16 protein-coding genes are annotated in these 18,946 nt (G+C 43.5%); 1 reads left to right on the top strand and 15 read right to left on the bottom strand.

Translation table 11 applies throughout. From position 1 onward, the window contains the following. Nucleotides 1-19: 19 nt before the first annotated feature. Nucleotides 20-736, top strand: a complete 717-nt coding sequence (gene trmB / locus I593_RS10815; protein WP_016167613.1) for a tRNA (guanosine(46)-N7)-methyltransferase TrmB — start codon at nucleotides 20-22, stop codon at nucleotides 734-736. A 54-nt stretch (nucleotides 737-790) separates the two neighbouring features. On the opposite strand, the gene I593_RS10810 is transcribed toward trmB, so the two are convergent. The 15 genes from I593_RS10810 to pcaF form a co-directional block, all read right to left on the bottom strand. After that, on the bottom strand, nucleotides 791-1,576 hold the full coding sequence (locus I593_RS10810; RefSeq protein ID WP_016167612.1) for a fatty acid desaturase family protein: 786 nt from the start codon (nucleotides 1,574-1,576) through the stop codon (nucleotides 791-793). A gap of 125 nt (nucleotides 1,577-1,701) precedes the next feature. Next, complete coding sequence (locus tag I593_RS10805) at nucleotides 1,702-2,475, bottom strand: Rossmann-like and DUF2520 domain-containing protein (protein ID WP_016167611.1); 774 nt, start codon at nucleotides 2,473-2,475, stop codon at nucleotides 1,702-1,704. Nucleotides 2,476-2,564: 89 nt separating this feature from the next. Further along, nucleotides 2,565-3,602, bottom strand: coding sequence for a hypothetical protein (locus tag I593_RS10800; protein WP_016167610.1), 1,038 nt, complete (start codon nucleotides 3,600-3,602; stop codon nucleotides 2,565-2,567). 142 nt (nucleotides 3,603-3,744) lie between these two features. Beyond that, complete coding sequence (locus tag I593_RS10795) at nucleotides 3,745-5,799, bottom strand: TonB-dependent receptor (RefSeq protein WP_228130581.1); 2,055 nt, start codon at nucleotides 5,797-5,799, stop codon at nucleotides 3,745-3,747. Nucleotides 5,800-5,948: 149 nt separating this feature from the next. Then, complete coding sequence (locus tag I593_RS10790; RefSeq protein ID WP_016167608.1) at nucleotides 5,949-8,378, bottom strand: glucose/quinate/shikimate family membrane-bound PQQ-dependent dehydrogenase; 2,430 nt, start codon at nucleotides 8,376-8,378, stop codon at nucleotides 5,949-5,951. A 179-nt stretch (nucleotides 8,379-8,557) separates the two neighbouring features. Continuing rightward, nucleotides 8,558-9,874 carry a carbohydrate porin gene (locus I593_RS10785; RefSeq protein WP_016167607.1) on the bottom strand — a complete coding sequence of 439 codons (1,317 nt, stop codon included), beginning with the start codon at nucleotides 9,872-9,874 and terminating at the stop codon, nucleotides 8,558-8,560. Between the two features lie 60 nt (nucleotides 9,875-9,934). Further along, the gene (locus I593_RS10780) at nucleotides 9,935-11,395 is read right to left on the bottom strand and encodes a right-handed parallel beta-helix repeat-containing protein (protein ID WP_016167606.1); all 1,461 of its coding nucleotides are present in this window, start codon (nucleotides 11,393-11,395) and stop codon (nucleotides 9,935-9,937) included. Between the two features lie 28 nt (nucleotides 11,396-11,423). Next, nucleotides 11,424-12,284: a type I 3-dehydroquinate dehydratase gene (gene aroD, locus I593_RS10775; protein ID WP_016167605.1), complete on the bottom strand. Its 861-nt coding sequence runs from the start codon at nucleotides 12,282-12,284 to the stop codon at nucleotides 11,424-11,426. A gap of 143 nt (nucleotides 12,285-12,427) precedes the next feature. Next, a complete protein-coding gene (pcaG, locus tag I593_RS10770; protein WP_016167604.1) occupies nucleotides 12,428-13,057 on the bottom strand; it encodes a protocatechuate 3,4-dioxygenase subunit alpha in 630 nt (209 codons plus the stop codon). A 15-nt stretch (nucleotides 13,058-13,072) separates the two neighbouring features. Next, nucleotides 13,073-13,798, bottom strand: a complete 726-nt coding sequence (gene pcaH, locus I593_RS10765; RefSeq protein ID WP_016167603.1) for a protocatechuate 3,4-dioxygenase subunit beta — start codon at nucleotides 13,796-13,798, stop codon at nucleotides 13,073-13,075. A 26-nt stretch (nucleotides 13,799-13,824) separates the two neighbouring features. After that, entirely contained in the window at nucleotides 13,825-14,259 is a 435-nt protein-coding gene (pcaC, locus tag I593_RS10760; RefSeq protein ID WP_016167602.1) for a 4-carboxymuconolactone decarboxylase, read from the bottom strand. A gap of 14 nt (nucleotides 14,260-14,273) precedes the next feature. Continuing rightward, nucleotides 14,274-15,629, bottom strand: coding sequence for a 4-hydroxybenzoate transporter PcaK (locus tag I593_RS10755; protein WP_016167601.1), 1,356 nt, complete (start codon nucleotides 15,627-15,629; stop codon nucleotides 14,274-14,276). A gap of 41 nt (nucleotides 15,630-15,670) precedes the next feature. Continuing rightward, the gene (pcaD, locus tag I593_RS10750) at nucleotides 15,671-16,447 is read right to left on the bottom strand and encodes a 3-oxoadipate enol-lactonase (RefSeq protein ID WP_035302136.1); all 777 of its coding nucleotides are present in this window, start codon (nucleotides 16,445-16,447) and stop codon (nucleotides 15,671-15,673) included. Nucleotides 16,448-16,455: 8 nt separating this feature from the next. Continuing rightward, nucleotides 16,456-17,811: a 3-carboxy-cis,cis-muconate cycloisomerase gene (gene pcaB, locus I593_RS10745; RefSeq protein WP_016167599.1), complete on the bottom strand. Its 1,356-nt coding sequence runs from the start codon at nucleotides 17,809-17,811 to the stop codon at nucleotides 16,456-16,458. 22 nt (nucleotides 17,812-17,833) lie between these two features. Then, nucleotides 17,834-18,946 (bottom strand): 3-oxoadipyl-CoA thiolase (gene pcaF / locus I593_RS10740; protein WP_035309901.1); only part of this gene is annotated, 1,113 nt, incomplete at its 5' end.

Here is an 18,946-nt window from a genome sequence, read left to right as displayed (position 1 = left end):
TTTTACATTTGCCGAAGTTATGTCAACCGATCTATTAGAACCGCAAGTCGTCGAGCTAGACAACTTGAATGAGCATCGTGAAATTGTGACTTTTATGCGTCGCTCTTCTCCGCTGAATACTTCTCAACGTACTGCGCTTGAACAATATGGTCACTTAATTTTGGAATATCCAGTTGGTGATTTACGTCAACATTTTGAACACCCTGAACGCCCATTAACTGTTGAAATTGGTTTTGGTATGGGACGTTCACTGGTGCTTATGGCAAAAGCCAATCCTGAACGAAACTTTGTCGGGATTGAAGTCCATGTTCCAGGTATTGCTCAATGTGTATATGAGGCTGGCATGGCGGGTTTAACCAACCTCCGTCTTTTAGATGCCGATGCAATTCAAGTGTTGCGTGAAATGCCAGACAACAGCATTAACGCTGTGCAACTTTACTTTCCAGACCCATGGCAGAAAAAACGTCATTTCAAACGTCGTTTCGTGTCACATGACCGTATGCCACTGGTTGAACAGAAGTTAGAAATGGGTGGAACATTCCACGCAGCAACGGACTGGGAACCGTATGCAGAATGGATGCTTGATGTGCTCGACAACCGTCCAAATCTTGAGAATATGGCAGGTAAAGGCAACAGCTACCCACGTCCTGACTGGCGTCCACAGACTAAGTTTGAACGTCGAGGACTGGAAGAAGGTCATAAAATTAACGACTTCTTATTTAAGAAAATTAAATAAGTTTTGTGTTTTAAAAAATAGGGCTTAGTGCCCTATTTTTTTATTCTGAAATGATTAAAACACATGCCGAATTTCAACTGTCGGATCATGTGCATCTAAGCGTTTTGCCAAAATATGTAAACGTCGTGTCGGTACTGCGGGGAATAAATGATGCTCCACATGATAAAACATGTTGTAGGTCACTACGCGTTTGAACTCATTACGTACTGTACGTGCCATATAAATATGATCTTCTGTATCATGATGCACCGTCCATACCGCAAAAAAAGCCGTCATACATTGCCCAATCAACATTGCGCTGACATGGTATTTTAAGACACCGATATCCAAAATGATAAAAACCAAAAACAGCACGATCAGATTGGCAACAAGCTCAGCAGACATCCACTTTTTCTGCGTCTTACTTCCAACCTCGAATGCTTTTTTATGCAACATCAACGGAAAAATAGGGCCAAATAACAAAGCCTGCCACCACTTCATGGTTGCACTTTTTGCTTCAATATCCTCTTCTTGCATACAGTGATGATGGTGTCGAAGATGATTAATTTGTACCGCATGCATTGAACCAAGCATAATAATACTTAAGACAAACATGACCCAATGTGTCGCGGGGCGGCTAATCCCTAAAGCGAAATGAAAGGCATTATGCACTTGTCTAAGCCCTGTTAAGAAAAACATAAACGAGCAAAACAGTGCCAAAAGATACCACTGAAAACCTGCGAAAATGAATGAGACCAGTAACCATGGTAAAGAAATGAGTAACTCACTGATGACATCAGTACGGCCTAACTGCACAAGATCTTTCCACTGCACCTGTTCTAATAGTAAATGTGAACGCATACACCCTCTAATTGTTTGTATTTATTTTCAGAAGCACTCTACCGAATCCTAATGCATAAAAAAAGCCACTTTTTCAGCGGCTTTACTTGTTTTTATTACAGGTACACGAGTTATTCATCCTTCAATTAACTGTGTCGCTGCATAATTTGCTGACTCATTAAGGTATAAACCTCTGCTAAATCAGGTCGTTTTAAATCTGCTAATATTGACTGATGCATCTGTAAAATATTCACATCACCGCGTACCGCAGGTCCGGTTTGCATCATTTTCGGATCATTTTGGGTGGCTTTCGCTGCTGTTTCTAAGATCAGCGGATATAACAAACTAAAATCAACTTGCGTCTGATCGACAATTTGCTTGCTCATATCGTAACAGTAATTGGCAAAATTACAGGCAAATACCGCAGCCAAATGCAAACTTAAACGTTGCTGTGAACTATAAGCATAGACACGCTGGCTCAACTGTTGAGCCAAATCCAATAGCTGTTTTTGATGGTTTTCATTTGCAGCTTCAATAAATAATGGGGTTTGTTTCCAATCTACCTCTCGCTCTAAACTGAAGGTCTGTAAAGGATAAAATACGCCCGAATTTGAATGCTGTTGCTGTAGGATTTGCAGATCAGTACTACCTGAAGTATGTACGATCAGAACCTCTGGCAACAACGGTGCAACTTCAGCGATGACGGCAGCAATAGATTGATCGCTGACAGTAAGAATGAGCAAATCAATTTCTGAAGATAAGTCGGTTAATGAGGGACATGCTTGTGCTGCCACCAGCTCTGCCAAATGTTGTGACTTTTCCCAAGTTCGACTATATATTTGTACAATTTGATGGTGTTGCTTTAAAGCAAATGCCAAATGGTGGGCAACACGTCCAGCACCAATAAAACTAATTCGCATGTCTACACTGACTCTCTATTTCTGCGCTAAGCATGCCAATAAAAAAAGGACGAATCAATTCGTCCTTTTCATTTCAAGCAACTTTCTGATTAATTAAAGACATTGTTTAAATAAACAATACGCTCCGACGTTTTTTGATTAAAACATTTGGTGTATTGCATGTCCTGATTTTGTGCTCTCATTTGCTCATCCCAATAGTTGTAATGCTGTTGGTAAGTTTCACGATCTTTTTCAGCAATATTATGAATGCTCGTTTGTGCAAGCACTTTACAGTCTACATCACGCTTTTCAAACCAATCTGACTGGTCCTGTTGTAATTGTGCTTTTTGCTCACTACTAAAACGATCCCATGTTTGATTCAAACGATCTACCACTTTTGCCTGATCAGCATTGAGCTCTTTCTGACGGATATCCATAGATTTCTGAGCGAGTTCTTGTTGCGCAGCTTCTTCTTGGGCATTGGCTTCTTGACTATCCGCAATACCTTTATTCTCTTCTTCATAAGCAGCAAGTTGTACTGCTTTTTCGGTGATATAAACGAGTCCATCTAACACTTTATTTTCTTTTGGTAGCTGGAGTTGAATACCTTCTTTATCCGTTTTAATCAGTTGATAATTAAATGATCCTTTGAGTTGATCATTTTGCATCGTTAAACCATATACTTCACTTTCAATATAGTCTTTAAGCGTCTCTGCTTCTCGTTCACACTCTTCGCAATATTCTGCCTCAAAAGCATTTTCAGCACGTTTCTGTAAACCTTTCGGCATTTTCACGACCAACTCGCTACGACATTCCAGTTGTTTGGCCGTCTCAGGTTGTTCCGTTACTGTTGTAATACTTTTGACTTCAAATTTAATATTCTGCGTGATGGTATCGGTCAGGTTTTTATCCGACTGATAGTAACTCGAGTTACGTAAGGCTTTATCTAACTTTTTCAAATAGTCTTGCTGTAAAGCATTCTTAATCTCTTTTAACTTCGCCTCATTGCTACAGTCCCATTCATTCACTGCGGGTGTGGCTTGTTCTGCTTCGGCGCTGTCTTTCTTTCCCTTAAAGAAATCACAACCCGTTAAAAGCATGCTGCTACACAATGTTGCAAAAACCAAAGAATTGGCAAGTTTATTCATATAAAGCCCAATGTCTGTTTGTTATTTTTCGAGGCGTATTTAAGCAAATTTGGGCTAAAAAAACGAGTAATTAAATCATGAAAGATTTTAAATCGTAAAAAAGGGACTATTTCGTCCCTTTTTTAGTTTTACTGTGAGCTTTCTAGAAAGTCTTGTTCACACTCACACCAACGCTAAAGTTTCGACCATCCGCAGGTTCAAAGAAGCGACTATTACTATCATTAACGATCACAGAACCCACATAGTTTCGATCAAACAAATTATCGACGCGTGCATAAGTATTGATTTTCCAGTCTTTATTGACCCACAAATAGCCAAAATTTGCCGCAACGACCGTATAACTTGGTGCAGTATCGGAATTGATATCATCGACATAAATCTTGTCCATATAACGTGCATCCAAGCCTGCCTGAAAGCCCTGCTCAGGTTGCCATGCCAAGCCTACAAAAGCTTGATTCTTGGCAATTCCGGGAATGTATGTTCCTTTCCGTATCAGCGGCTTAGTTGAGGTTGCTGGAATATCAGCATCAAAAGTCGCATCTAAATAACTATAACTGGTTCGAACATTGAGTGCCTGCCAGAGCTGTTTTTGCCACGATAACTCTAAGCCTTCACGTAAGGTTTTGTCTGCATTGCGAAATGTGCTACGCCCACCATTGGCATCGTCAGGAACAATGTCATTTTTAGTTTCAGTATGAAATACAGCAAAAGTAAACAGTCCTAAGCTATTCTGCGATTTTAATCCAAGTTCTGCGGTATCACTCGTCGCAGGTTTTAAATTAAAATTAATGCCTGAAGTCCCTACTGTAGGATAAGCCATTTCGGTAAAGGTTGGTGTTTCGAAGCCTTTACCATAACTGGTATAGGCATAAAGCTCGGGTAAAATTTCCCAACCTAAGGCGACAGTTGGAAGTAACTTTTGGTAATCCGTTGAACCACTGTCATCACCATTAACTGTGGTGATGTAATGATCTTCAGATTCATAATTGACGTTGCTATAACGTAAACCTGCATCTAAGTGCCACTGTGGTAAAAACTGCCATGAGGCTTGGATGTAAGGATCGAGATTCCATAAGGTATTGATTTCATCACGACGTAAATTACCTTTCACACCATAACGCCCAGTCGCATCAAAGTTTTCATACCCCTGACGATCTTCCCGCATCTGATCAAATGCCAAACCTGCAATAAATGTAGTATTCGGCAAGAGCTCTTTCCCCATCCAACGGAAGTCTGCACCATAATAATCTCGATCAAAATCGATCACACCACCTGCATGACGATCATTAGCTTCTTGCGTATTTTTAGAAATAGACTGATATTGCACGACCTGACGATTTCCCAAATAAACCATGCCATAGAGTTCATTTTGGTCATTCAGGGGTTTGCTCCACGTTAAGCCTGTTTGAGTTTGTTCAATTTCTTTTCGTATATTAAATTGTCTTAAAAAACTTGCTTGCTGTTTTGGATTACTCTGCCAATCTTTACGTGTCAATCCAGCAGGATCATCTGCTTCAATTTTTGTACGGTTTATGAGCCAATTAATCTTACTACCATCCTCCAAATTCCAAGTGAGCTTGGCATTATTCAACACTTTTCGCGCAGCGCTATGATCGCGAAAACCATCAGTATCAAAATAGGAAGAACTAATCACATAAGCGGGTTGATTGGCTTGCTCTGAACCCCCTTGTAATTGAATATTGGCTTGTTGTTTATGGTGGCTACCTGCATTTAGCCCCACTTGAATCGAGTCTTTCCCTTGCCCTTCTTTGGTCTCGGTGAGAATGGTTCCACCCGATGAGTTCCCATAAATGGCAGAAAATGGACCTGTCAAAACTTCAATATTGTCCAAGCTGTCTAAATCAATATTAGAACTTTGCCCCTGACCGTCAGGCATGGTAGCAGGAATGCCATCGACATAAAGCCGTATGCCCCGCACACCAAAAGTAGAACGCGCTCCAAAGCCACGCATGGAAATTTGCAAATCTTGCGCGTAATTTTCACGGTTATTCATTTGTAAACCCGCAACACCTTGCAGTACTTCAGACACATTCACATGAGTGTTGGATTGCGATTGCGCAACTTCAACTTTCTGTATAGAAGCTGGGGTCTGTAACAATTCATTTTCAGTACGTACGGCTTGCACTGTAATGACTGGGAGTTGATATGCTCCTGTATCTTGAGCATACAGTGCCATCGATTTTAGAATCACTGTGGCTAATAAAGCATATTTAAAGGGAAGTGGATTGCGACTATATAATTTCACAAGACATCCTTTTATTATCATCTTGGTAGGAATGTGGAAAGCCCCTCCTCAAGGAAGGACTCTCCCAACAATAATACGTTTTAGTCTTCTAAACTATAAGCAATCACATAATCACCATGATCTGGCGACTGACGTGCACCGCCTGCAGAAATGACCACATATTGCTTACCTGTTTTTGGTGAAATGTAGCTGATTGGCGTACCCTGACTCCCCACAGGTAAACGTGCTTTCCACAATTCTTCACCATTAGATGAATTGAAGGCACGTAAGTAGTAATCTTGTGTTGCTGCAAAGAACACTAAACCACCCTGTGTTGCCATTGGACCGCCAATGGTTGGCATACCAATCGGTGCTTTTAATCCCATTTTGATACCCATTGGACCTGTATCTTCGACTGTACCCAAAGGAACCTGCCATGCAATTTGACGAGTTTTCATATCAATTGCAGTCATGGTACCAAATGGTGGTTTTTGACAAGGAATGCTTAACGCTGACCAGAAACGGTTTTTGTTCACTTTGTATGGTGTGCCTTTCATTGGTACTGCACCCATACCCGTATTCACTTTCTCACCGCCATTGGCTTGAATCGCCAAGTCTTCAGGAGTTTGTTTGATCAACTGAATCCAAAGCCCTAAGCGCATGTCATTCACAAACATATAACGATGTGTTGGATCGAATGCGATAGAACCCCAGTTCATACCACCCAACGAACCTGGGAAGCTCAATGACACATCAGTGCCTGGTGCAGTAAATAGACCTTCATAACGCATCGATTTGAAATTAATACGACACATCAATTGGTCAAATGGTGTAGCACCCCACATGTCTGATTCAGTCAGCGTTTGATTGCCAATTTGCGGCATTTCAACTGAACGCGGTTGGGTCAAACTATATTGTTCATTTGGAATATCCGCGGCTTTAACAGGCTGTTCAGTGACTTTGGTCAATGGTTTACCTGTCACACGGTCAAGCACAAAGAACTGACCAGACTTGGTACCAATCACCACAGCAGGTTTAGTCGAACCATCTTTCAGCGGGAAATCCACCAAACTTGGTTGCGTTGGTAAGTCAAAGTCCCATAAATCATTATGAACCGTTTGATAGACCCATTTCTCTTTACCTGTGGTCGCATCCAGTGCCAATACCGACGTATTGTATTTATGATCTAGTGGCTGACGGTTTGCACCCCAAAGATCCACAGATGAACTTCCCATCGGTAAGAACACGGTATTCATTTGCGGGTCATAAGACATGGCAGCCCATGAGTTGGCTGAACTACGCTTATAGGTTTCACCTGGTTTTAACACATAGTTTGGATCTGGATTACGCGGATCGAATGCCCAACGTAACTGACCTGTAATGACATCGTATGCACGAATCACACCGCCCGGCATGTCTGCACCCACGTTATCGGCAATACGGCTACCAATGACAATAGATGTTCCTGCAATAGTCGGTGCTGAAGTCACTTCAAAGCGTGGTGCTTTAGTACCATCACCGAGGCCTTCAAGTAGATTTACCGTACCATCGACACCAAAATCTTTACAACGTTCGCCTGTATCGGCATTGACTGCAATTAAACGCCCATCAGGTGTATTGGTATAGACACGACGAGGGCAAGCTGTATTGGTCGCGACTGCAGTTACTGCTGTTGCACCTACCAAGCTTGGCTGAACCAATGCTTGAGTTGAATCGAAATAAGCTACACCACGGCAACGTTCCCACGCATCTGCTTTAGAGTTGACCTCAGCTTTCCAGATTTGCTTCCCTGTGTCCGCATCCAAAGCAATAATGTTGTTATGTGGGGTACACAACAAGACTTTGTTGCCCACCTGCAATGGAGTCATTTGATCTTCTGCACCATTACCTGAGCCTGTAGTCATATCACCCGTTTGGAAGCGCCAAGCTTCTTTGAGCTTAGACACGTTGTTGCGGTTAATTTGATCAAGCGCAGCAAAACGACTTCCACCTGCATCACTACCGTAATGATCCCAATTCACTTGTTGTTTATTTGGTTCTACAGGGACAAGCGGTAATTCCTGACCCGATGCTTCAACGGTTGGATGTGGAATAAACATGCCATACAAACCGCCGATCATCCCCAAAACAGTTAATCCACCCACAACGTAAGCCGGCGCGTTCATTGCATCTTGTTGCTGGTATTTACGGATAGATGGCAGCGTAAACAGTACTGCAGCAAAGAGTCCTGCTGGGAACATCAGGCGTGAATGCAGTGGCCAGAATTCAAAGCCAGTATCAATCAATGCCCAAATGACAGTGCCAATAAAGACTAAACTGAATAATCCAACCCCAAGGGCTTTTTTTCTAAAAATGAAAATCGCTGAAACAATGGTCACTAAGCCTGCAATAAAGAAGTACCAAGAGCCACCTAAACTGATAAGCTTTCCGCCACCAATTAAATAAAATAGGCCTGTTAACAATAAGGCTAAGCCAAGGACAAAGCACCATATTTTAAATATGAGTCCTGGCTTTGATTGAGCTTCAGACATACATCTTACTCCAAGTGCCGTGCGTTTAAATGATCACTCCCTCTCTCCTTTGAGTATCATTTATCTTCACGAATAAATTCTTGTGCTTTCGCAACTGGGTTGCGAAAGCCATGACTTAAGTGTTTAAACAAAACAGCACTACTGTTTATATTTTAAGCATTTTTCTAATCTAAGTGCTGTTAAAAATTAACTTTCATACTTAAACCCGCAACCCATGCATCCTCTACTTCTTTAACCCCTGTTGGTTGGTAGATATATTGCAGGTTCGGTCTAAGCATGACCGCTGGTGACCATTGGTAGGTATAGTTCAGCTCGACATTCAGCTCGTCACGTTGAATCGGAACGTAGTCGCTGGCAATGGCATCGTAACTGTAGTAACCACGACCTTCATTGGTGGCTATTTGTTTATCTGTAACGCGATCATTGACCACATAATTTGCAAAGCCCAGACCAATCGAGTCGTTCGGACGGCTATCAAATGGACCTTTGTACCAAAGTGCCAATTGTTGTGTACTTTCCACTGTTGTCGTGGCTTTATCGTTCACGACGCCATTAAAGCTAATGTATAAACCACGTTTTGGATCGGTGCCGTGTTGCGTCAATTGTTGTTGGGCATTCAGCCAGAAACTGTATTTGCTATCTTGCATTTCACCGCTGCGAATATCTTTCGCTTCCGCAGTAGAGTACAAAGCACCCACTTTATATTCCCCCGGCAAGCTGTTGAATGCCGCTAACTTGGGTTTCCAAGCCAACTCTAAAGGAATGGTGGCACCCTCAACATTGTCCATATCAAGGTTAAAGCCATCGCTGTTGGATTGTGTTTTGACATTGTCAGGATTGACTTCATACACCCCCAAGCCGAGTGACCATGCAGGGGCAAATTGATACTTCAGGTTAGTACCCCAAACCCCGACAGGCCAGTTGTACCAGATTGAACCAATCGATTTACCTAACTGACCGCCGCATAGCAGCAAATTTTGGAATTCACATTGTGAGCTGTTAAAGTCATCCGACATGCCCATACGACCAATCTTGAATTGGACTTTATTGTCATCAAATCCAGTTTTGATCCATGCTTGAGTAAGGCGCCAGATTTTTCCGCGTCCGTAAATTTCTTGGGTATTGCCTAATGTGCTGGCACGTGGATCTTTAATACGCTCTAGCGTTAAAGAATTACCGTCACGTTTGGTGATCATTAAACCTGCTGTGGTATTTTCCCAACCCGCAATTTTGTTCAAATCAAAATTTGCACCTAAGGTCAGTTGTCCAGCATTTTCCAAAGTATTGTTATCGTTATAACCACCATCCAGATTGGTTGCCGCCTGACTCATAATGGCTGCTGTAAATTTATAACCTTGATCTTCCAGCTGCTTCCGTTCACCGTTCCAATCCCCAAATAACCATTGACGATCAGCCGAATAAAATTCATTTGCAGAAGCCAGTTGGCAAGTTAAAAGTGCCAAAGATAATGTGCCAAGTTTTAATAGTTGTTGCATACCAAACATCCTTTTTTGTGAGGAAAGCTCAACTCAAGTGAGCTTTCCATGCGGTTTTTATTATTTAATGCGAACAGCTGGGCTGAGTTCAGAAGTTGCGCCCAAATGGTCGGTTACATTGGCTGTCACACTTGCAGCACCACTCAGTGCTTTCCAAGTGGCTTGACCTTGACCTTGTGCATTGGTTGTGAGCACTTGAGCACCTAAGTACTGTTCAGCTTCTTGACTATTCGCTTGACGGTTGGCAAAGAATTCAACCTGATAACGCTGATTTGGTTGCCCTTGAACTGTCGCGGTAATTTGTCCTTTGCTATAGCTTAAACGCGGTGCTTGGATATTTTGGTTAGGCATCGCATTACAGCCTTCTTGGTTTGGCTGTGTGCAGGTTTTTTGCAATTTAGACTCTTCAATCACCACACCACCACCACGAGAACCGACAAAACCTGCATGTTCAAGTGCTGGCACAGCAAAGACAATGGCACCTAAACGTTGATTGGGTACACATGAACCGCCCGCTTCACAACGCTTAATATCTTTACCGTTATCCCAAATCGAGTTTTTGGTTAAGGTGGTACGTGCATTGGCATCTTTTTCAGAACGTATAGCAATGCCTAAACGGTTACCATGCACTTTGTTGCTGTCAAAGATGTTGCCATCACCCGTGAGGTTAAAACCTATCGAGTTGTTGGTCAGTTCGTTATAAGCGACGTAGTTACGTTTGCCCCAGTTAATTTGCAAACCATCAGAATAGTTTTCAAACTTATTGCCGACCACAGCGTTGTCATTACCCCAAAGAATTTCAATGCCCTGAGATGGCTCTGGGTTGGCTTTAGTTGAAGTGAACAGGTTATTGGCCACAAGGTTAAATGCCGCACCACGCGTCAGCTCTAAACCATCGCCATTGTCTACAAACAAGTTATTCAAGACTTTGTTGTTATTGGTGGTGGTTGAGGTTGGGTTGCCTTTACCATCATCACCCGTCAACATCACGCCTGAACCACCGTAGTTGTTACTAATACGGTTGTGCTGAATCAAGTTATTGCTTGAACGGTTAACTAAGACACCAATGCAGAAACGGTGAACATCTAAACCTTTTAAGGTCACACCATTCACATCTTGCAGCACCAGACCCGGTAAAGTCATAGTACGCACGTTGGTGCCATACTGTTCAGGGTTTGCGCCTGGGCAGGCTTTAGCACCTTCGCCTTTAATGTAATTAGAACCATCAATGGCAATAAACTCACCAGTTTTATCCCACTGGGTACCAATAATTTTCACGGAAGATTTGATGGGCGGTAAAGCTTGATTCAGCTTAATGACATAAGGCGCTTTGCCCACTGCTTGAATCTGAATTTCATTTTCTTGTGCAGCATTGGCATTGGATTGTTCAATTGCCCAGCGTAATGAACCTTTGGCACTATCGTCCTGATAGCGGTCAACAATATAAGTTTCTGCACTGGCAAGACCAGAAGCCGCCAAACTTAAAACCAGTGTGCTTAAACGTAAAGCTGATAATTTCATGTTCAAATCCTTTTTATATCTTTAAGTCTTAAGGTGTAGGCTGCACAGTTTTAAGGAACTGTTTAAGTTGAGTCACATCAATTTGACCTGGTGCCGAAGCTTCACCAATCATGCCGAAACTTAGGCTGCCACCCATGTTGGCAGTAGCGACACGCGAGATCGTGCCCAATTGCCCCATCGACATGGTCAGTAATGGTTTTTGACTTTTTTGGCTTACAGCAAGCGTTGCATTCATCAGGGTAAAGACATCTTGTTTAGATTTCGGCATCACCGCAATTTTCAAAATATCTGCGCCCATTTGGTCTTGTTTCAGCAAACGGTTTTCAATTTCTTGTTGTTCTGGGGTTTTATTAAAATCGTGATTCGACATGATCACTAACACATGTTGATCATGCGCCAATTTGGTTAATTTTGCGACGCTGCCTGCATCACGGAACATCTCGATATCCAGCAACTGCATAAATGGAGCTTTTAGATATTCACGATAAATTTTTTCATAGTCTTGATCAGACACCGTCATTTTTCCACCTTCGTTATGAGTACGAATGGTGGCAATAAGCGGTTTGTCTTTTAAAATTTGATTGAGTTGCTGACCGAGTGCGATGACTTTTTTGGTGTCTGCAGAAAATTTGAGTAAATCGATACGGAATTCAGCCAAGTCGGCATCTGGATTGCTGGCAATCACTTTGGCTTGTGCAATCGCTTGTTCAGCTGTTTTTGCAGTAATGGGTACGATGGTTTTAACAGGTAAGTCGCCAATATTGACGTTTTTCACCATATAGTGTTGTGCGTTTGATTGAGCCACTTCAGCGGCAAAGGTCGCTGGCATTGCAGCGATAACAGCGCTGCTTAAGCATAATTGCATTGCTAATTTTTTGATGGTAATCATTACAGTTCCTTGTATTTTCAAACTATTGCCTGACTTTAGTCATCAGCCGCAAACATACGTGGGATTCATGCAATGGGACATGCAATCACCACGTATAAACTTTTATCTCTTTGATAAGCGCAAGCTTTCTTGCGCTTATAAGCTTAGATATCTAGAAAAACTGTTTCGTCTTCGCCTTGTATACGAATGTCAAAGCGATAAACCACTTCACCATCACGCTCTTCGCGCTTAGCAATTAAAGTCTGACGACGTGGTGCCCATTCAATGCCTTTGAGCACAGGATCTTGTGCATTTGCTTCCGCTTCATCATCAAAGTAAACACGCGTGTTTAAGCCAATGTTGATGCCACGTGCAAAAATGATCAGTGCAATATGCGGGGCTTGAGTTGTGCCTTTACGGCCCGGAACAGCACCCGGCTTAATAGTATTAAAACTCCAGAAACCAGTTTCGAAGTCTGCACCTGTACGTCCCCAACCAAGGAAATTAGGGTCAACTGCTTTGCCTTGAATGTCGGCCGCACTTGGATACACACCATTGGCATCAGCTTGCCAAATCTCGATTAAAACATCACGTAATGGTAAACCTAAGCCGTCAAACACCTGACCTTCCAAGCGAATGCGTTCACCTAAAGTGTTTTCTTGAACGAGCTGGTTGTTAAAGTTATTTTCAAAGACTTCAATGTTGGCTTGTTTTGGTAACAAACCAATGTGTACATATGGTCCACCTGTTTGAGATGGAGTTTCATGCAATTCTTGAAAGTTCCAATTGTTCATGTTGTTCTCCCTGAATTAAGTCAAATCATTTTCGAAATAAGTCGCACGACGACCACGCAAAGTGATGTCAAAGCGGTAACAACGGCTGTCTGCTTCAATGAAGTTGCTCTTGTCTTCTAAAGCAATCAATGCACGACGTTGTTCTTCCGAAGGAATGGTTTTAATAATTGGACACGAATCAATGAGCGTATCGCCTTCAAAGTAGAACTGAGAAATCAGACGTTGCGCCCAACCATCAGCAATCAAAGAGAAATGGATATGCGCAGGACGCCATTCATTAATACGGTTACGCCATGGGTAAGGACCCGGTTTAATGGTACGGAATACAAAATAACCATTGGCATCAGTCATCATGCGACCACAGCCGCCAAAGTTCGGGTCCATTGCACCAATAAATTGGTCATTTGGATGACGATAACGACCAGAAGCATTGGCTTGCCAAACTTCGAGCAAAGCATTTTTGACTGGGCGACCAAACTGGTCACGGACATAACCATGCACAATAATGCGCTCGCCAATCGGCAAACCTTCTTTGGCATAGTTCAAGATCAAATCATTATCTTTAGGGCCAAACTGGTCTGCACTGAAATGCGGTGCGGTCACTTCAGTTAAAGTTTCTGCAATTGAGATCAATGCATTTTTAGGCGAGCGTAATACACTGGTTTTGTAGCCAGGTGCGTATGCTGGCGGATGATCATCGGTATTGCGTTGTGCGTATGCACCTAAAATAAGTTGCGACATGTGACGTCCCTCTTAATCTTGTTCCATTACTCTTGATTGGTTTGTTCTGAATTAGATTGCAGTTCACTGAGTTTTTTTGGTGCAATGCCCAAATCTGCAAATACCTCTTCTGCCATATGCATAGCAGCATTGGCTGCCGGTAGACCTGCATAGAGTGAGCAGTGCAGAATCAATTCTTTTAACTCATCCTTAGTCACACCATTGTTAAAACAAGCACGTAAATGCATACGTAATTCGTCTTCACGACCTAGAGACAATAAAATTGCAATCGTCACTAAACTGCGGGTGTGGCGGGGCAAACCTGGTCTAGACCACACTTCACCCCATGCAAAACGGCTGATAAAGTTTTGAAAATCTGCGTTGAAATCATTCAGGTTCTCGATCGAACGATTCACATGCTTTTCACCTAGCACTTCAGTTCGGACTTTGATCCCTTGTTCATAGCGTTGTTCATCATTCATGGGAGAATCCTCAATTAAGTTGCGTCAGTATGTGCAACAAGTGATTTAACAAAAATTGCGACAGCCGCTGCCGTTGCAGGAATCATGAGTAAGCTCAAAATTGCAGTAAACGACCAGTCATTGCCGAGTAATACCGCACCAATCCAAGCACCAAATACCGCACCGAAACGACCAATTCCAGACATCCAAGCCACACCTGTTGCACGGCATTGCGTCGGGTAAAAACGAGCGCTGAGTGCTGGCATAGCCGACTGTGCACCATTAATTGCAACACCTGCGCAAAGCACTAAAATGGCAAGTAATGTCGGGTTTGCTAAGCTCTGCCCCACAGCGAAGGCAAAGATTCCAGCGACAAAATAGAAACCTGCAATAATACGGTTCGGATTGAAGCGATCCATTGCCCAGCCAATAAATAAAGCGCTGAGTACACCGCCAAATTGGAACAAACCACCGATGAATGCTGCACGCTCTAAAGAAGCCCCTGTTTCACGCATTAAGGTTGGTAACCAACTGGTGAGCAGGTAAATCATCACCAAACCCATGAAATAGGTCAGCCACAATAAAACTGTACCTTTGACATATTTTTGAGAGAACAGCATGCCAAACACGCCTTTCTTCTCTGCACCTTCTGCTTTTTCCTCTGGCACATGAAACTCAGTGACACCCTGTACTTGCGTCGGTGCAATATGCATCAAAATTTGATGAACTTTGGCATTATCACGACCTTTCACAATCAAGAACCGATAGGATTCTGGCAGGAAGAAAATCACCAGAAGCATCAAAATCAGTGGCGACCAACCGCCGAGTAAAAACAAACTGTGCCAACCAAAGGTTGGGATTAACCAACTGCTGATGAAACCACCCGTCGCCATACCCAAGTTATAACCACAGAACATACAGGTCACGAGTAACGAGCGGGAGCGCTGCGGGCAATATTCAGAAAATAGCGTGGTTGCATTCGGCATTGCCGCGCCCAAACCAATACCCGTTAAAAAGCGCAGTATCACTAAAGTATTTAAGTCAGTTGCATATGCTGATGCCAAAGTAAAACCACCGAAAATCAGCATCGAAACGCTTAAAACAATCTTTCGCCCAAAGCGGTCAGCGGTTGGACCAGACACCAAAGCGCCAATAATCATGCCGCCTAAGGCTGCACTCATGACTGGACCCAGTTGCGAACGGTCTATACCCCAGTCTTGTGCTAAAGCGGGAGCAATAAAACCCATTGCTGCAGTATCAATACCGTCAACAAAAACAATGAGAAAACATACAATTGCGATAAGCCACTGATATTTGCTAATCGGTGCATCATTAATCAGTGCTTGTGCGTCTATACTCGTTTTTTGAGTAGCGTATTCCTGAGACGCCATACCTGCCTCCTTGGGCTGAAAGTCCTTTTAAAATCCTTAAACTATTGAATCGATCCAATAAACTGGCTGAGGGTTTGGGTAAACAGCTCAGGTTGCTCAATATTGGAAAGATGCGATGCATCAATCACCGCAAGTTCACTCTTTTGAATCTGTTGTTGCATAAAGACGCCATCTGCCACTGTCGTGACTGGATCAAATGCGCCTGCAATCAATAAAGTAGGAATCTGAATCTGTTGAATTTCTTCGCTCAAATCTGCTTGAGCCAATGCGCGGCAAGATTCTGCATAACCCAGTGCTGGCGTAGTCGCTAAAGACTGAATGGTGCGCTGTGCCAAAGCATCATGTTGATAATCAAACTGTTCGCTGAACCAACGGGTGTGCGTAGTTTTGACCAAATCTGCTAAGCCATTGGCTGTCACTGCATCTGCACGTGCATTCCAACCCTCTTCAGTCCAAATTTTGGCTGCTGAGTTCGCCACAGTTATGCTATGAAAACGATCCGCATGGTGAATACCGAGCCATAAAGCCGTCATACCGCCCATCGAAATTCCACAGAAATGTGCTTTTTCAATGTTTAAACCATCAAGAATATCAATCACATCTTCTGCAAGATTTTGTACAGTGGTCTGCTCAATCACATCGCTTTGCCCATGACCACGCGTGTCATAAGTCACCACTTTGAACTGCTGTTCAAAAGCAGCAACTTGCGGCTGCCACATGCCTTTATCTGTACCCAACGAGTTTGAAAATACAATCACAGGCGCATTGTCTTGCCCACTAATCGCAACGGCTAAAGTCTTGCCTTGACGATTGGTCATCGTGATATTCACTTTGCCTCTCCTTTTGCTTCTTGCAACACCGCATCAATCTGGTCTTGAATATTGCCAAGATAAGATTCGGGTTTAAAAATTTCTAAAACCTGAGCTACGCTAAATAAGTTTTTAACTTGATCCAATTCAGCAATCACATCTCTTAAGTGCACACCTTTTGCAACAGCTGTTTTACACGCGTCCTCTACTAGATGATGAGCCTGTAAACGTCCGATGTGTGGCGCCAATGCCATCATCACCGCTTCTGCCATAATTAAGCCTTGAGTACATTCCAAATTGCGCTGCATGTTCTCTGCATTAACTTGCATCCCTTGTAAAACATCCAAAGTTCGCTCTAAAGCACCAGCACAGAGTTGGAAAATTTCAGGCAATGCTAGCCATTCCGCATGCCATCCCCCTAGACTGCGCTCATGTTCTTGCACCATGCTTTGATACAAACTCGACATCAACACAGGGACACGATTGGCTGCGGCCAATACAGATGCCGCCGCGACAGGATTGCGCTTATGTGGCATAGTGGATGAGCCACCACGACCTTTTGCGGTTGGCTCAAACACTTCAGCAATTTCAGTTTGCATCATCAAAGACCAGTCACGTGCCATCTTGCCCAAGCTACCTGTCACCATTGCTAAGACGCTCGCGATTTCAACAATACGGTCGCGCTCACCATGCCAAGTACAGCTTGGAACAGAAAGTTGTAACTGCGCTGCAAATGCTTGTACAACTGCTGTGCCTTGATGCTGCAAAGAAGCCAATGAACCGACTGCACCACCCAATTGAGCAGTCAACACGCGTGATTTCATGGCTTCAATACGGGCCAAATCACGATGAAAGGCCGAAGCCCAACGTGCTAATTTATGACCTAAGGTAATGGGTAAACCTTGCTGCAACCACGTGCGCCCAATCATCACTTGTGAGCGATACTGTTCTGCTTGAGCCAAAGCTGTGCGATAACATTGTTGAATTAAAGCTTCAACATGTGTCATTGCTGCACGGCACTGCAAAATACAGGCAGTATCTAAAATGTCTTGACTAGTTGCACCCCAATGTACATAACGTGCAGCATCTTCATCGTTTTGTTTCACAATCGCAGTTAATTGCTTCACAAAAGGGATCGCGATATTGCCCGCCAAGCCTGTAGCAATAGCTAAAGCATCAAAGTCAATCTGATCGAGTGCAGTTGCTGCAATATTTGAAATTGCGGTTGCGGCAGATTCTGGAATGACATCAACTTGAGCCTGTGCTTGTGCCAAGGCAACTTCCGCCTCAATCATGTAAGACACCAAAGCGCGATCACTGAAAATTTCAGTCACCTCATTTTGGTAAAATAAGCTGGCATATAACTGGCTCATGATCGCTATCCTTAACTCTGCTTTAAACCCGCTGAATAATCATTGCAATACCTTGACCGACACCAATACACATCGAACATAGCGCATAGGTTCCACCCGTTTGTTCCAATTGGTTTAAAGCCGTGGTGACTAAACGTGCACCCGATGCACCCAACGGATGACCAATCGCAATCGCACCACCATTGGGATTCACTTGTGTCGTATCGTCTGCCAGACCTAAATCACGGGTAACCGCCAGTGCCTGTGCCGCAAAGGCTTCATTCAACTCAATCACATCCATCTGCTCGATTGTGAGATTAGCTTGTTTCAGCAATTTCTTAATTGCTGGTGCTGGGGCAAAGCCCATGATGCGAGGTTCAACCCCCACAGCCGTAGATGCAATAATCTTGGCACGTGGTTTAAGTTGGTATTGCTCGACGGCTTGTTCCGAAGCAATCAGTACAGCAGCCGCACCGTCATTGATGCCTGACGCGTTTCCCGCTGTGACGGTGCCTTCTGCTGTGACGACTGGCTTCAGTTTCGCCAAACCTTCCAAGGTGGTCGATGCACGAGGATGTTCATCGGTGTCCACCACAATCGGATCACCCTTACGCTGTGCAATACTTACAGGGACGATCTCATGTTTAAAAAAGCCTTGAGCTTGCGCGGTTGCTGTGCGCTGTTGACTCGTCAAGGCAAACTGGTCTTGATCTGCACGATCAATCTTAAATTGTTGTGCCACATTCTCTGCAGTCTGTGGCATGGTCTCTACACCATACATGGCTTTTAGCTTCGGATTGATAAAACGCCATCCCATGGTGGTGTCTTCAATCTTCTGACTACGACTATAAGCCGTTTCTGATTTGCCCATCACAAAGGGAGCACGTGACATGCTTTCCACACCACCCGCAATGATCAGGTTCGCTTCACCCGCTTTAATGGCACGGGCTGCCATGGCAATCGCATCTAGGGATGAACCACATAGACGGTTGATGGTGGTTGCTGGTACTTCGACAGGTAAGCCTGCAAGTAGTGCTGACATACGACCGACATTGCGGTTGTCTTCACCCGCTTGGTTGGCACAGCCGTAAATCACATCATCGACTTGTTTCCAGTCCACGCTTGGATTACGTTGCATTAAGGCCTGAATCGGCAC

Source organism: Acinetobacter tandoii DSM 14970 = CIP 107469, assembly GCF_000400735.1.
Lineage (GTDB): Bacteria > Pseudomonadota > Gammaproteobacteria > Pseudomonadales > Moraxellaceae > Acinetobacter > Acinetobacter tandoii.
Note: the sequence above shows the minus strand (reverse complement) of the source record. Positions and strands in the feature narration are given on the sequence as shown.